The organism is Robertmurraya sp. DFI.2.37 (assembly GCF_029211245.1).
Classification (GTDB): Bacteria; Bacillota; Bacilli; order Bacillales; family Cytobacillaceae; genus Robertmurraya; species Robertmurraya methanolica_A.
In genome coordinates this window covers 18,724-34,099 of record NZ_JARGEJ010000033.1, presented here as the reverse complement: position 1 = coordinate 34,099, position 15,376 = coordinate 18,724, and the positions used below count along the sequence as shown (strand labels likewise).

Here is a 15,376-nt window from a genome sequence, read left to right as displayed (position 1 = left end):
ATAACACACTTAACCGAAATGTAACCTTTTTTTGAAAATTTAAACAAAAAAATTGAATATAAATCACATTGAGAAAGTTCCCTTTAGGGATTATAATTTTTAGGATAGGAAAAAATAGACAGCATAAATATACGACAATTAAAGGATGATGGTAATGGCTTATATTTTGCTCATAATCGGCTTTGCCCTGTTAATAAAAGGAGCTGATTTTTTTGTTGAAGGCTCCTCTAATATCGCTGCCCTGCTCAAAATTCCACCGATGATTATCGGCCTGACGATCGTTTCCTTTGGAACGAGCTCACCTGAAGCTGCTGTCAGTATTACCGCGGCGCTTAACGGAAATGCCGGTGTGACCCTTGGAAATGTTGTCGGGAGCAATATTTTTAATATTACTTTAGTTATTGGAATCACAGCATTCCTTAATCCTTTAAAGGTCGAAAGCGATACGATCCGTAAAGAAATTCCATTCACACTTTTAGCAAGTGTTGCTTTGCTGATTATGATTAGTGATATTTCTCTCCAATTTTTTAATGCGAATTCACTTACACGCGGGGATGGACTCATCCTGCTATTGTTTTTTGCCATTTTCATGTACTACGTTATTGAGATTGCACTTAATAGTAGGGAAAAAGAACTTCAGGAGGAAACTAACCAAAAGACTGGCTCTTGGGGTAAAAACATTATCTTTACAATTGGCGGACTTATCGGAATTATTTTAGGCGGTAATCTAGTCGTCGATAGCAGTACAACCATTGCCTATTCGCTTGGAATGAGTGAAACATTAGTCGGTCTGACCATTGTTGCTATAGGGACATCTTTACCAGAACTAATCACCTCTGTTACTGCTGCATATAAAAAGCTTAGTGAAATTGCCTTGGGCAATATTGTCGGAAGTAACATCTTTAATATATTGTTCGTACTTGGAGCATCATCTGCAATTTCCCCACTTCCAGTTGATGGAAAGCTGTTTACGGACGTTATCTTAATGATCGGCTTAACAATTGTTCTTTTCATCTTTTCACGCTCCAATTATCGAATTGGTAAAATCGAAGGGTTGGTTATGGCCTTAGCCTATGTTGTCTATATGGTGTTCATTATTATGAGAAACTAACTTGATGAGGAATTGTCTTTCCTCATTTCGTTATTTTTGTGAAAAGATGAGCAAAATTAATTTTATGAATTTAGATGAATAGATATGATCTATATCGCAATATAGTGAATTAATCATTATATTTTTCGTATTTTTATTCACATCCCTGAATTTTTCTGAATATTAATCCTATTCTAACGTTCTATCTATGTTATGATCTACAGGGTGTTTCAAATCGAGTTAGGAAAACTCGTTCATTTTATTATACGAGCAACTTGCATTTCCTTGTATAGAAAGGGAGGTGAAGCAGAGTGATTTTTGGCCTTTCAACAGCTACAGCATTGTGGTTACTCGTCCCTATGCCACTGTTAATCGTCTTATCAATCATCACATTTTTTACAGAAAAAGGAGAAGGATAAAACAGCATGGATATCAACTTACCCACGTTCGTCTCAATCATTATTTATTTAACAGGAATGTTATTAATTGGATTTATTGCAGCACGTAAAACAAGTGATTTAACAGATTATGTACTTGGTGGACGCAGGCTTGGAGCTGGTGTAGCGGCATTAAGTGCTGGAGCTTCTGATATGAGCAGTTGGCTCATGCTCGGATTGCCAGGGGCTGTCTATTTAGGTGGACTTGGTGAAATCTGGCTGCCTATCGGGCTCGCCATTGGAGCCTATTTAAATTGGCAGTTTATCGCCAAACGTTTCAGAGTATATACGGAAGTTGCAAATGACTCAATTACCGTTCCAGACTTCTTTGAAAACCGATTCCATGATTCATCGAAAATACTTCGCGTTGTTTCCGCAATCGTTATTTTAGTATTTTTCACATTTTACACATCCTCCAGCCTTGTTGGTGGCGCCATTTTATTAGAAAATTCATTTGGAATGGACTATTTTGTCGCGTTATGGGTTGGTGCAGCAGTAATCGTTTCATACACCTTTTTCGGCGGGTTCTTAGCTGCGAGCTGGACTGATTTTATTCAAGGAATACTAATGTTCTTAGCTCTTATCATTATTCCTGGCGTGGCAATTTATGAACTTGGTGGTTGGCATGAAACAGTCCAGCAAATTAGAAATATTGACCCCTCATATCTCAATGTGTACAGCGGTGCTACTGCAATAGGAATAATTTCATTATTGGCCTGGGGATTAGGTTATTTTGGGCAGCCTCATATTGTCGTTCGCTTTATGGGAATTAAGTCAACAAAAGAAATCCCGAAAGCACGGCTAATCGGAATGGTCTGGATGATTCTTTCTCTTTTTGGAGCATTATTTGTCGGTCTTGCTGGGATTGCTTACTTTGCTGATTCACCACTTGAAAATGCAGAAACTGTTTTTATTATGTTTTCACAAGTATTATTTAATCCCATCGTAGCAGGATTCTTGCTGGCAGCCATTCTCTCAGCAATCATGAGTACAGTTGATTCGCAGTTACTCGTTTCTTCAAGTGCACTTGCACAAGATTTCTATAAATCTATTTTTCGAAGAAACGCTTCCAAAAAGGAAGAAATGATTGTTGGCAGAATTGCTGTTTTAGGAATTGCCGTCATTGCCATTCTCCTCGGGTATGATCCAAACAGTAAGGTATTAGAGCTAGTCAGCTATGCTTGGGCTGGCTTCGGCGCTTCATTTGGTCCGGTCATTATTTTAAGCTTATATTGGAAGCGAATGACTCGAAATGGTGCGCTCGCTGGAATTATAGTTGGGGCACTGACCGTCATTATTTGGGCAAGCATTTCTGGTGGCATATTTGACTTATATGAGTTAGCACCAGGCTTCTTATTTGCCTGGAGTGCGATTGTCGTTGGAAGTCTGCTAGATAAAACACCAGATAAAAAAGTTCAGCAACAGTTTGAAAGGTTTAAAACGAAGTTGAAAGAATAATAAAAAACGGGGCCTGCAAAGACCAGTAGCACGTTTTCGGAATTATGATTGTTTTTCCGGAATTACACGGAAATTTTCGGAATTGTTACTCATTTTTCCAGATTACACAGGAATTTCCGGAATTACTTATCATTTTTCCGGAATCCAATCGCCGCGGCAATAGTATGCACTTAAATTTTTTTGCGGCTTCATTATAAACTAAAAAACCGCATTCCGTGTACTTCGGAATGCGGTTTAACTAACTTGATTTTATTAATACATTTCAGATGTTGTCTTAGCTTGTAAGTGAAGAAGTAGGTAATCTGGGCCGCCAGCTTTAGAGTCTGTTCCAGACATGTTGAAGCCACCAAATGGTTGGTAACCAACAATTGCTCCCGTACATCCGCGGTTGAAGTATAAGTTTCCAACATGGAAGTCTTCACGCGCTTGTTCCATATGTTCACGATTTGTTGTAATAACAGCACCGGTTAAACCATATTCAGTATTGTTGGCAATTTCTAATGCTTCATCAAAGTCTTTTGCTTTTGTGAAGCCGACAACTGGGCCAAAAATTTCTTCCTGCATCAATCTTGCTGTTGGTGAAAGATCTGCAAAGACAGTAGGCTTAATGAAGAAGCCTGTAGAGCTATCGCCTTCTCCTCCAGCCATTAAGCGACCTTCCTCTTTTCCAATTTCGATATAACTCATAATTTTATCAAAAGCTGCTTGATCAATAACTGGACCCATATAATTATTTTGATCTTCCGGGTTTCCTTGAGTCAGTTGGTTTGTTAATTCGACAACACGATTTAGTACTTGATCGTACACATCCTCTACGACTACTGCACGTGAGCAAGCTGAACATTTTTGTCCAGAAAAACCGAAGGCAGATGCAACAATCGATTGAGCAGCAAGCTCTAAATCAGCTTCCTTATCCACGACAATGGTGTCTTTTCCACCCATTTCAGCAATTACTCGCTTAAGCCAAATTTGACCTTCATTCAATTTTGACGCTCTTTCATAGATTCGTAGGCCGACATCACGAGAACCGGTAAAGCTGATGAAACGAGTATCCTTATGGTCAACTAAATAATCGCCAACCTCTGCCCCACTTCCTGGGACGAAATTCAATACCCCTGCAGGTAGCCCTGCTTCTTCCATCACTTCTACGAATTTAGCTGCAACAACTGGTGTTGTAGAAGCTGGTTTTAATAGAACAGTATTTCCTGAAACGATCGCGGCAACTGTCGTTCCAGCCATAATGGCTAACGGGAAATTCCATGGTGAAATAATAACACCTACACCAAGTGGAATGTAATCATAACGGTTATATTCATTTGGACGGCTTTGTACTGGAACACCGTTTTTTAGTTTTAACATTTGACGAGCGTAAAACTCTAAGAAATCAATCGCTTCTGCTGTATCAGCATCAGCTTCTCTCCACGGTTTTCCAGCTTCTTTTGTTAATAAAGCTGAAAATTCATGCTTGCGTCGACGAATGATCGCAGCTGCTTTAAATAACACATCTGCACGCATTTCAGGCTTTGCTTTTTTCCATGTTTTAAACGCTTTTACAGCTGCCTGCATCGCTTGCTCAGCAAGATCCTTATTAGCCTTCGAAACACGCCCAATGACTTCAGTCTTGTTCGCTGGATTAATAGAAACAATTTTATCCTCAGTGGCAATGCGCTCACCACCTATGACGAGGTCATAATCCTTTCCTAAATACCCTTCAACTGTTTTTAAAGCTTGTAAATAGCCTTCACGTTCCTTTTCTACTGAAAAATCTGTAAATGGCTCATGCTTATATGCCTGTACCAATCAAACCGCCTCCTTAGCACTGATTATGTAAGAAAATTCCACAAATGACTTAAAGAAAAACGAACTTTTTCATAAAGAGACACAATAGTTCGTATTTTTAAAATAAGCCTTTATGAAATTGACTAACCTAGTATCCACTCACATTCTATCAGTTTTACTTATATCGTTCAATAATCTTAGAATAGTCTTTATTTTAAGATTATTAGCCAAGGCCTCAATTGAGGCCTTGGCTTGGTCAATATGGGTCTGAAGGGTGTCCCATTTGTTCCGCCTGTTGCACCGCTTCCTCCGTTTTTGTAGTGCCGATTGGTCCATGACCAGCATCCACTTGCATCATCTTCAATCCTTCCGCAACTCGCTTACCATAATCTGGGTCACACTTTGTTAAATGTTCGACCATTGCATCCTGTATTTCCTTCCGGCAGGAGTGTAGGGTATTAACAAGATTATTAATTAATTCATTACGCTCCCACTCATTAAATCTACGATATGTTTCACCCGCTTGACCATAGTTATTCTGACGCTCGATCGCCTCTCGTTTTACTTCACCCTCGACGTGTGGTGTGTACTCCTTGCCTACCTGCTTCGCTTCTTTTAATCCACCGATAATCGAAGGTTCATAATTGACATGAGGATTTTGATGGGTACCTTGGTCCACTCGGTATTCCATTTGACCTCCTCTTTGATTTGTTGCTACATGCTTCTTCGGAGCATTGATAGGCAGTTGTAAATAATTAGCTCCAACCCGATAACGCTGCGTATCCGAATAGGCGAATGTTCTCCCTTGAAGTAATTTATCATCAGAGAAGTCTAGTCCGTCTACTAAAACCCCTGTTCCGAATGCAACTTGTTCAACTTCCGCATGAAAGTTTTGCGGGTTTTTGTTTAAAACTAACTTCCCGACCTTTCTCCATGGTACATCATCCTTATACCAAAGTTTCGTTGGATCAAGTGGATCAAAGTCCCATTCGGGATGCTCATCATCTGAGATAATTTGTACATACATCTCCCACTCAGGATATTCTCCTTTTTCAATGGCTTCATACAAGTCCTGTGTAGCATGATTGAAATTTTTCCCCTGAATTTCTTCCGCTTCTGCTTGGGTTAAATTTTTAATCCCTTGCAAAGGCTCGAAATGATACTTGACTAGCACTGCTTTGCCCTCATCGTTGACCCAACGATAAGCATGAACTCCTGAGCCCTGCATTTGACGATAGTTAGCTGGTATTCCCCATGGAGAAAATAAAAACGTAATCATATGCATTGCTTCTGGAGATTGCGAAATAAAATCAAAAATTCTTTCCCCGTCTTGAATATTCGTTACAGGATCTGGTTGAAATGCATGGACTAAGTCTGGAAATTTTAACGGATCACGAATAAAGAAGATTTTTAGGTTATTACCAACTAAATCCCAATTTCCATCCTCTGTATAAAATTTGACAGCAAACCCGCGCGGATCTCTTAAAGTTTCAGGCGAGTGTTTACCATGATTGACAGTAGAAAAGCGAACAAATACAGGCGTCTTTTTCCCCTTTTCCTGAAAAAGCTTTGCCCTTGTATACTTTGAGATTGGTTCATCCCCGACCGTTCCATAGGCTTCAAAATACCCGTGTGCTCCTGCTCCTCGTGCATGGACGACCCGCTCTGGAATACGCTCTCTGTCAAAATGGCTGATCTTTTCCAGAAAATCATAATTCTCAAGCGTCGTCGGTCCACGATTACCGACCGTTCTAACATTTTGATTATCCGTGACAGGGTGGCCTTGACGGTTGGTTAATGTATCCTCTGTCTCATTCTCACCTGTCTTGTTTTTCAACACTTCCTCTGAGCCTTCCACATTTGTTCCAAAGTATTCATTTTCCTTTTTATCCATAGGTCTACCTCTCTTTTCATTAATAGTTAACACTATCAATATGCGCATTGAGAGGACATTTTATGAAAAAAAGGTAATTTTTTCAGAGAGATTTTGTTAACCCAATGATCTCAGGAACGATAAGAAATAAGATAAGCCCTGCACAAACGAGGAGCGCACCAAATAAATAGTATAATTGCTTTTTGCGATAATTTTGGATGATGAGTATAACGTTGGAAACAAGCATGATAAACAGAAGCCAAAGAGAATTTCCTTTCTCAATCAACTCACCATTTTCGGTTGCAAAATACCCCATTATCATAAATAAAACAGAGGTAATAAAGAAAAATATCTTTCCACTTTTATTCCAACCTGATGTTTCTACTTTATTTTCTCCCATAGATGATTTGCCCCTTTTCATACGTTATTCACTGTTGTTAAGTTGCTTCTCTCCGTTGGTTTTGCTCAAAATAACCTTCTTCGTAACCAGAATCCATACTTTTAACTGGTTCAATCCTTCCGGCTCCAAATTTGATCGCTTCCTAACAGCATGGCTAGTCTCTTCATCCGCTAGATTCCTCACTTCCAAGCATTGAAGATACCCAAATAGTACAGACAATAAACCTACAAGATACAAGTACGTTTGTAATCAGTCAAAGTTTCCAATTATCCAATGAAGTTTCCCTCAAAAATGACTTCAACTCATTCATGTGTTTGTTCGCTCTACTCCTTTTGCCATATCAGCAGAATAGTTATTGGAGCCTCTTGCTTGAAGAACAGTCCTCTATTGCCGGTTTCTTCTCGTAATCGTTTAGTCTTTTGTCCAATCAAACGTTTGTACAATTCCTTAATTACACTGCTTGTGTTCAATAATCACTCATTTTCATTTACTCAGGCGAAATCGTGGAGAATTTTCACGGTTTCATTACTTTTCCCTTCTGCTGTTTGCTCATGAATTTCATAGATTTCAAATGTCCCTTTTTCAAAGAACAGCGGGAATCTTTTTCTAAACCATGGTTGCATCGGTAAATTTAATGCGTCCTTAATCGGCACCCAGTGCAGTTCCCCCTCAGGCGGATGCTCCAGCAACTCTCCTTCGAATGATTTCGCTAAGTAATTAAAGACCATATAGCGATATTTTTGTTGTGGATCAACAAACTCCGCCAATCCTTTATAGATTAGCTCATTAACCTTTAATCCCGTCTCCTCTCGAACTTCACGAATTGCCCCCTCTGTCAAACTTTCTGGAAAATCAACTTTTCCACCGGCTGCGATGTATCCTGGAAATCCCCGCTCACTCGGTCTATTAATTAATAACACTTTATCCCCATCCTGCACTAAACACATGGTGAACATATCAACTTTGACCATTGCTATATTTCTCCTTTTTAAGCATATGTATGAAAAACAGACCATTGCCGAATCGAATGGTCTGCTATGCGAATATACGAAGTCTCCTTTATTTTTGGACAAATGCTCTAAACACTCCACGAATCACACTAAAAATGATGACTAGACAAATGATCAATACAATCATGCGATTGAACCCATTCGGTTCCCCAAAAATCAATAGAAATAGATCAGCAAAGCTATAAGGAACAAGAACTGGAAGGAGAAATAATCCCGTTAAAATCCCTGCAGCCAATAATATGAGATATCTTTTCTTATTCATTTAGTCCCTCCGATCGCTTGCATGACATCTTTATTTTAATTCTAACATAAAATTCCAGCATCGAACGTAAAAAAAGCCTAAATTGACGCACGACAATTTAGGCTTTCATTTATTTAATTGTAAATATGCACAAATGGGTCATTTTGATCGACTTTGCGAACGATTAATGCTTCCGGTCCATTCACAGAAGAGATGTTCACTTCAACCGAAATATAGTTTGGAAAATGATCCGATAGTATGCCTGCCACATACTGAGTAAACCCGATCGTCTCCGCTTTTCCATAAAACTGAATGGGGATACTGATGCTTAAATCCTGAAGTTCATTATCGCTATAAAAGGCTTTTCCAATTACGCCATTAAAGTTTGGGAAGAATTTTTCCACATCCTGTTTGAAATTTAAAAAGGACGTTAAATCATCTCGATAATTATTTTGAGCATCTGTTGATGGGAATAGAACATAGTCCTCCTTCACACTTTCCCAACTACCAAGTTTGGAACTGCCCTCTGATACATTGGCATAAGCAAAGAAATTTCCTGGTACTACAGATGAGTTGCTTTCCTGTTCAAACAATGCTATGGTGATCGGTACTTTTTCCAACCCTTTAATTTGTCTTAAACGCGTTACAACCTCTTGCGCAATTTTTTTCCCTTCTCTATCCAGTTGGGCATGATCAATCTTTGTTTCAAATGTTGGCCCATACTGGATTTCTTGAAAATAGTGAACGGAGTTTAACGCTAAGCCGATGACAACTCCTCCGAGACGGGCCGTTTCGCCTTCTCTCACAAGATAATTATGCTCCAAAATATGAGCCAAATAAATGGGGTTTTCTTTATTCCTTGTTTTTACATCGCCTTTGCCCGGATCTGCAGGGTTAAGACCGATATTTTCTTCTGGTTTGATCTTCACTTGCTCTAATTGCTCATCCGTATATTTTCGGTTCAGCCATAAACCCACCGTTTTTCTGTCCAAATATTGACCTTCTTGAAAGATAAATTTATCGGGATTAAAGACGTTTTGGGCAATTCTCATCAACCCTGTTTCAAATTCATCAATATCATATCTTGTATTTAATTTGCTAACCGTTAAACCGCGGGCTTCCGAAGGTACAAATGGTATAATGGTTTGATAATATTGATCAGATATTTTGTATTTTGGGATAATCGCTTTCTCTTTCGAATCATCCTTTTCCTGGACAATCTCCTGTTCTTTTTGAAAGTTAGGAGCGCAGCCAGTTAATAAAAGGAAAAAAGCTAAAACGACCAATGAGATCTTTCTCACGGTACATTCACCTCTTAATTACGTAGTTAGTCCATCTTTTCTCTAGTACCCTTAAGACTTCTTCAATTCTTCTATTAATTTCTCCTCATTCCATACTTCAACCCCTAGTTCCTCTGCCTTTGTCAGTTTGGAACCAGCATCTTCTCCTGCAATAACGAGATCTGTTTTCTTGCTGACACTTCCAGAAACCTTCCCACCAAGTTTTTCAATCTCCTCTTTCGCCTCATTGCGGGATAACTGTTCAAGCTTACCTGTCAAAACAATTGTTTTTCCTGCGAAAAACGATGTGGATTCTTCGAGCGAAACAGGCCTTGGCCCCTTATATACCGTATTCACTCCGATTGCCCTTAATTCTTCGAGCAGTTCCTTTACTTCTTCAAGCTCAAAATAAGAAACAATCGAATCTGCCATTTTATCGCCAATTTCATTAATAGCCGTTAGTTGGTCAGAGGTTGCTTCCGCTAGATGATCGATCGTACTAAACTCCATTGCCAATGTCTTTGCTGCTTTTGCTCCTACATGTCTGATTCCTAAACCAAAGAGCAGTCTCTCAAGCGAGTTGCTTTTAGAAGCCTCAATTGCTTGCAACAGGTTGCTCACTGACTTTTCACCCATTCTTTCTAACGCCAAAAGCTGATCTCTTGTGAGCTTATAAATATCTGCTACATCTTTAATCAACTGTGCAGAAAAAAGCTGACCAATTACTTTTTCACCCATTCCATCGATATTCATAGCATCTCTGGATACGAAATGAATCAAGCCCTCGCGAATTTGCGCTGGACATTTCGGGTTAATACAGCGCAATGCTACTTCTCCTTCAAGTCGTACAAGCTCACTTTCACACTCTGGACAATGAGTCGGCATTTGAAAATCGACTTCTTTTCCTGTCCGACTGTCTGCTAAGACGTTGACAACTTCAGGAATAATATCTCCTGCCTTTTTGATGACTACCTGATCGCCAATTTTAATATCTTTTTCCCGAATCAAGTCTTCATTGTGCAAAGACGCCCGTTGCACCGTTGTTCCAGCAACACGAACAGGTTCTAAAATCGCCGTTGGCGTCACGACACCCGTTCGCCCCACACTTAACTCAATATCTTTAAGGGTCGTCACCACTTCCTCTGCTGGGAATTTATACGCAATCGCCCAGCGAGGACTTTTGGCAGTGAATCCTAGAATTCTTTGCTGGTCTAAAGAATCGACCTTAATGACGAGCCCATCTATTTCATAAGGAAGATGCGGTCTTTTTTCAGCCCACCCTGCAACAAACTCAATCACTTCCTCGATTGTTTTGCACATTTTTCTTTCCCTATTCGTTTTAAACCCTAATCGATCTAAAAGTTCAAGCGCTCCACTATGGGACGTCACACCTGCTGCTTCTGTGTTAGCGATACTATAAAGAAAAACATCTAAATTTCGCGAAGCGGCAATTTTTGTATCTAACTGCCTTAAAGAACCTGCTGCTGCATTGCGCGGATTTGCAAACGGCTCCTCTTCACGCTCCTTTTTCAGCTTATTTAAAGCCTCAAAAGAACGCTTCGGCATGAATACTTCTCCGCGAACCTCAATGGACACAGGCTCATGCAATCGCAAAGGAATCGAACGAATCGTACGTAAATTGGCCGTTATGTCTTCTCCTGTTGTCCCGTCTCCACGGGTCGCTCCGCGGACGAACAAACCATTTTCATAGCGCAATGAAACGGCCAAACCGTCTATCTTTAGCTCACAAACATAGGAATGATCCTCGCCAACAGCCTGGGTTACGCGGCGATCAAAATCGCGTAAATCTTGCTCATTAAAGGCATTGCCGAGGCTTAGCATCGGAATTTCATGCTGAACTTTTTCAAACAGGTCGAGAACCTGCCCTCCTACCCGTTGTGTAGGTGAATCAGAAGTCTTTAGCTGCGGAAATCGTTCTTCAATCTGAATTAACAGTTGCATCAATCGATCATATTCTGAATCTGGAACGGAAGGTTTATCTAATACATGGTATTCATAATTATACTGATTTAATTTTTGATGAAGTTCTTTTACTTCTTTTTCTGCCGTTTGAAGATCCATCTTCCCAACCCTTTCACTTACACTTTTTGAATTGGAGCAAATTTTGCGAGAAGTCGTTTGATCCCTACTGGACTTGGAAATGCAATATCAAGCTCCATGCTTTCGCCTTCTCCTTTGACACTAACTACCGTACCGACTCCCCACTTTCCATGCTGCGCTTTATCACCAACTGCCCAGCCTAATCCTTCTCCACCCGTAGAGGCTGGCATAGGACGTTTAACTGCCGGTCTCATCGTTGGACGTGAAGCGGAAGCAAATGGAGATGATGCTCTTGCTTGCGGCTTGACCCCTTCTAATAATTCTTCCGGAATTTCGTTAATAAATCGTGAAGGAGGATTCATGTTCGTGCGGCCAAACAATGTTCTCATTTGGGCATTCGTAATATAAAGCTCTTCCTCAGCTCGAGTAATTCCCACATAGGCTAGACGGCGCTCTTCTTCCATTTCCGCCTCTTCCATTAATGAACGGCTGTGTGGAAATACCCCTTCTTCTAAACCCATTAAAAAGACAACTGGAAATTCTAAGCCTTTTGCTGAGTGCAATGTCATGAGCACAACTTGGTCCGTCTTTTCTCCCTCATCATCAAGCCGATCAATATCAGCCACAAGAGCTAAATCCGTTAAAAAGGCGACAAGGCTTTTATCGTCGCTTCCATCCTCAAAACTCTTAGTTACAGACAAAAATTCATCAATATTTTCTAGCCTGCTTTCCGATTCGAGCGATTTCTCCGCTTTTAACATTTCACGGTAACCTGTTTTATCAAGGACCTCTTCAACCAATTCTGTAACTGATAGATACTCTTGCATATTTGTATAGCCTTTAACAAGCTCACGAAATTCTGTTGCTGCCTTCGTAATTTTCGGACTTAGACCAATAAGTTCAATCGAATCGAGGGCATCAAACATCGAAATATCATGGAGGTTGGCAAAGTTGGCGATTTTGTCGATTGAGCTTGAGCCAATCCCTCGCTTCGGGACATTAATAACCCGCTGCAAGCTGATGTCATCATCTGGATTAGCAATCAATCTTAAATAAGCTAAAATATCTTTAATTTCTTTCCGATCATAGAACTTAATGCCGCCGACAATAGCATAGCCGATGTTTGATTTAAGCAGCACTTCTTCCATCACACGAGACTGGGCATTCGTTCGGTAAAGAACCGCAAAGTCCGAGTACTTCCGTTTCCCGCTATCCACTAGCTCTTTCATTTTCCCCGCCACAAACTGAGCTTCTGTTTGCTCACTGTCCGCACGAAAATAATAGATTTTATTGCCGTCCATATTTTCCGTCCAAAGGTTTTTCGGTTTACGATTTAGATTGTTTTTAATCACTTCATTAGCTGCATTGAGAATCGTCTTTGTTGAGCGATAGTTTTGCTCCAGCAAAATTACACTAGCGCGGGGGTAATCCTTTTCAAAGGAAAGAATATTAGCGATGTCAGCGCCCCTCCAACGATAGATTGATTGATCCGAGTCTCCGACAACACAAAGATTTTGAAAGCGGCTTGCCAATAATTTCACAAGCATATATTGAGCACGGTTTGTATCTTGATACTCATCGACATGAATATATTGAAATTTACGCTGATAAAATTCAAGAACTTCTGGAACCCGTTGGAAAAGCTGAATCGTAATCATAATCAAATCATCGAAGTCAAGCGCTTGATTTTTGCGCAGTCTTTTTTGATAAAGCTCGTACACATCCGCCACAACTTGATCATAATAGCCACCCGCAGTTTTGCCGAATTCCTCAGGTGCCTTCAGCTCGTTTTTTGCACTGCTAATGGCACCTAAAATCGCACGGGGGTCAAACTTCTTCGGATCAATGTTTTTTTCTTTAAGAATTCCTTTAATAACAGATTGTTGATCGGTTGAATCCAAAATCGTAAAGTTGCGATTATAGCCGATGCGATCAATATCACGACGCAGTATCCTCACACACATCGAATGGAAAGTCGAAATCCAAATTTCATCCGCCGCTCCACCCATCATCTTGTAAATCCGTTCCTTCATTTCTCGTGCCGCTTTATTCGTAAAGGTAATGGCCAAAATGTTATAGGGATTAACGCGTTTTTCAACCATTAAATAAGCGATCCGATGGGTCAACACTCTTGTTTTACCACTACCTGCACCTGCCATAAGTAGTAAAGGGCCCTCTGTCGTTTTAACGGCTCTTTGCTGCTCTGGGTTTAAGCCACTTAGTAATTTATCTGTTAAATATTGCATTCCTTCACCACCACACAAACATATGTTCTTTTTCTATTGTATAAGAGTTACGTTCAGCCTTCAATTTATATTTTCACTGTTTCAAGAGCTTTTTCTAAGTCGCTATAAATAACATTGCCGACGACGATCACATCTGCATATGCCGCCATCTCTTTTGCCTGACTTAAATCCCCGATTCCTCCACCGTAAAAAAGGACGGTGTTATCAAGCACTTCCTTTGCTTCTTGAACGATTTGTACATCGCCATATGAACCGCTGTATTCTAAATAAAAAATCGGCAAATGCAGCATATTCTCTGCAATCCTTGCATAAGCAGCCACATCCTCACCCGTTAAATTCGTCTTTGCCTTTGTCAGCTTTGCCACCTTACATTCTTCATTAAGAATACAATATCCTTGTACAAGAATTTCATCCCAATTCATGATTTCTCCGTATTCTTTTACTGCCTCATGATGCAATTCAATTATCCATTTTGAATGTGGGCTATTTAATACAGAAGGAATAAAATAGAAGTCAAAGCCTGGAGTAATCGATTCAATATTAGAAACCTCTAGAACGCAAGGAACTGTGTATCTTCGAACTCTCGCCATCAAGTCTAGTACTTTCTCAAGAGTCACACCGTCTGTCCCGCCAACGATGATCGCATCTGTTCCCGATTCACATAATTTTTCAAGGTTTTGATCAGAAATTTCTTTATTAGGATCCAGCTTAAACGCATGGCGCCAGTCACGAATATCGTACACTTACTACTTCCTCCAATTGAGTATATTTCAAAGATTGAAGATACACCGCAAATTAATGTTTTTATAATGGATAAAGCCATATTCCATTCCATCATTATAGCATTTGTTCAAAGGAATAAAAAATGAAAACAGGTTTTGTTATACGGTCAATTTTGTTTTTAATTGACTAGCAAGGTCCTAAAAAAAAGCTAGTTTTTGGTGATACATTTTTTGAGCGACCGTTTCTTCCTCTTTTTTCTATCGATTGTGCAGAGCCTCAATCAGCGGGTGACATAAAACGTTCATTACCAAGCTTTCTTGTACCGTTGCACGGGTATTGTCGTTCACATCGCACCTTGTCCGACTATACAAGCTAATTAGAAAAAACAGCAAACAAAAAACCGAGGTTCTCTACATTTCACCTCGGCTTCTCATCTGGTTACTCTTCTTCTTTTATCCGTTCAAGAGCTAGTTCATAGGCGTCATTACCGTAATTCAAGCAACGTTTTACGCGAGAAATTGTCGCTGTGCTCGCACCCGTTTCAGTTTCAATTTTGTGATAGGTTTTCCCTTCACGAAGCATCCTTGCCACCTCAAGGCGCTGTGCTAAGGACTGAATTTCATTGACTGTGCAAAGATCATCAAAAAAGCGATAGCATTCTTCTAAATCTTTCAGCGATAAGACAGCTTTGAATAATTGATCCAGTTCTTTTCCTCTAAGTTTTTCAATTTGCATATATTTACCCCTTTAAGCTGTTTTCTCTTCTAAATGAAACGTT

The 15,376-nt window shown here is 39.9% G+C and carries 12 protein-coding genes; 2 read left to right on the top strand and 10 right to left on the bottom strand.

Features of this window, described 5'->3' with window-relative positions; all coding sequences use genetic code 11:
• The first annotated feature begins 154 nt into the window (after positions 1-154).
• Together PZE06_RS16535 and putP are read left to right on the top strand one after the other, a co-directional pair.
• Positions 155-1,111 (top strand): calcium/sodium antiporter, encoded by a 957-nt coding sequence (locus PZE06_RS16535; RefSeq protein ID WP_150948661.1) that lies wholly within the window; start codon positions 155-157, stop codon positions 1,109-1,111.
• 404 nt (positions 1,112-1,515) lie between these two features.
• A complete protein-coding gene (gene putP / locus PZE06_RS16530; protein ID WP_150948664.1) occupies positions 1,516-2,985 on the top strand; it encodes a sodium/proline symporter PutP in 1,470 nt (489 codons plus the stop codon).
• 252 nt (positions 2,986-3,237) lie between these two features.
• Here the strand turns inward: putP and pruA are convergent, their stop codons facing one another.
• The 10 genes from pruA to PZE06_RS16480 form a co-directional block, all read right to left on the bottom strand.
• Positions 3,238-4,785, bottom strand: a complete 1,548-nt coding sequence (gene pruA, locus PZE06_RS16525; RefSeq protein ID WP_150948666.1) for an L-glutamate gamma-semialdehyde dehydrogenase — start codon at positions 4,783-4,785, stop codon at positions 3,238-3,240.
• A gap of 235 nt (positions 4,786-5,020) precedes the next feature.
• Positions 5,021-6,658 carry a catalase KatX gene (gene katX / locus PZE06_RS16520; RefSeq protein WP_150948669.1) on the bottom strand — a complete coding sequence of 546 codons (1,638 nt, stop codon included), beginning with the start codon at positions 6,656-6,658 and terminating at the stop codon, positions 5,021-5,023.
• 82 nt (positions 6,659-6,740) lie between these two features.
• A complete protein-coding gene (locus tag PZE06_RS16515) occupies positions 6,741-7,037 on the bottom strand; it encodes a hypothetical protein (RefSeq protein WP_150948672.1) in 297 nt (98 codons plus the stop codon).
• A 491-nt stretch (positions 7,038-7,528) separates the two neighbouring features.
• Positions 7,529-8,008, bottom strand: coding sequence for an 8-oxo-dGTP diphosphatase (locus PZE06_RS16510; protein WP_150948675.1), 480 nt, complete (start codon positions 8,006-8,008; stop codon positions 7,529-7,531).
• Positions 8,009-8,096: 88 nt separating this feature from the next.
• Entirely contained in the window at positions 8,097-8,309 is a 213-nt protein-coding gene (locus PZE06_RS16505; RefSeq protein ID WP_150948677.1) for a hypothetical protein, read from the bottom strand.
• Positions 8,310-8,422: 113 nt separating this feature from the next.
• Complete coding sequence (locus tag PZE06_RS16500; protein WP_150948680.1) at positions 8,423-9,589, bottom strand: CamS family sex pheromone protein; 1,167 nt, start codon at positions 9,587-9,589, stop codon at positions 8,423-8,425.
• Positions 9,590-9,640: 51 nt separating this feature from the next.
• The gene (ligA, locus tag PZE06_RS16495; RefSeq protein ID WP_150948683.1) at positions 9,641-11,650 is read right to left on the bottom strand and encodes an NAD-dependent DNA ligase LigA; all 2,010 of its coding nucleotides are present in this window, start codon (positions 11,648-11,650) and stop codon (positions 9,641-9,643) included.
• Between the two features lie 17 nt (positions 11,651-11,667).
• Positions 11,668-13,875, bottom strand: coding sequence for a DNA helicase PcrA (gene pcrA, locus PZE06_RS16490; protein WP_150948686.1), 2,208 nt, complete (start codon positions 13,873-13,875; stop codon positions 11,668-11,670).
• 65 nt (positions 13,876-13,940) lie between these two features.
• Positions 13,941-14,618 carry a heptaprenylglyceryl phosphate synthase gene (gene pcrB, locus PZE06_RS16485; protein ID WP_150948689.1) on the bottom strand — a complete coding sequence of 226 codons (678 nt, stop codon included), beginning with the start codon at positions 14,616-14,618 and terminating at the stop codon, positions 13,941-13,943.
• Between the two features lie 418 nt (positions 14,619-15,036).
• A complete protein-coding gene (locus PZE06_RS16480; RefSeq protein ID WP_095309129.1) occupies positions 15,037-15,333 on the bottom strand; it encodes a YerC/YecD family TrpR-related protein in 297 nt (98 codons plus the stop codon).
• Between the last annotated feature and the right edge of the window lie 43 nt (positions 15,334-15,376).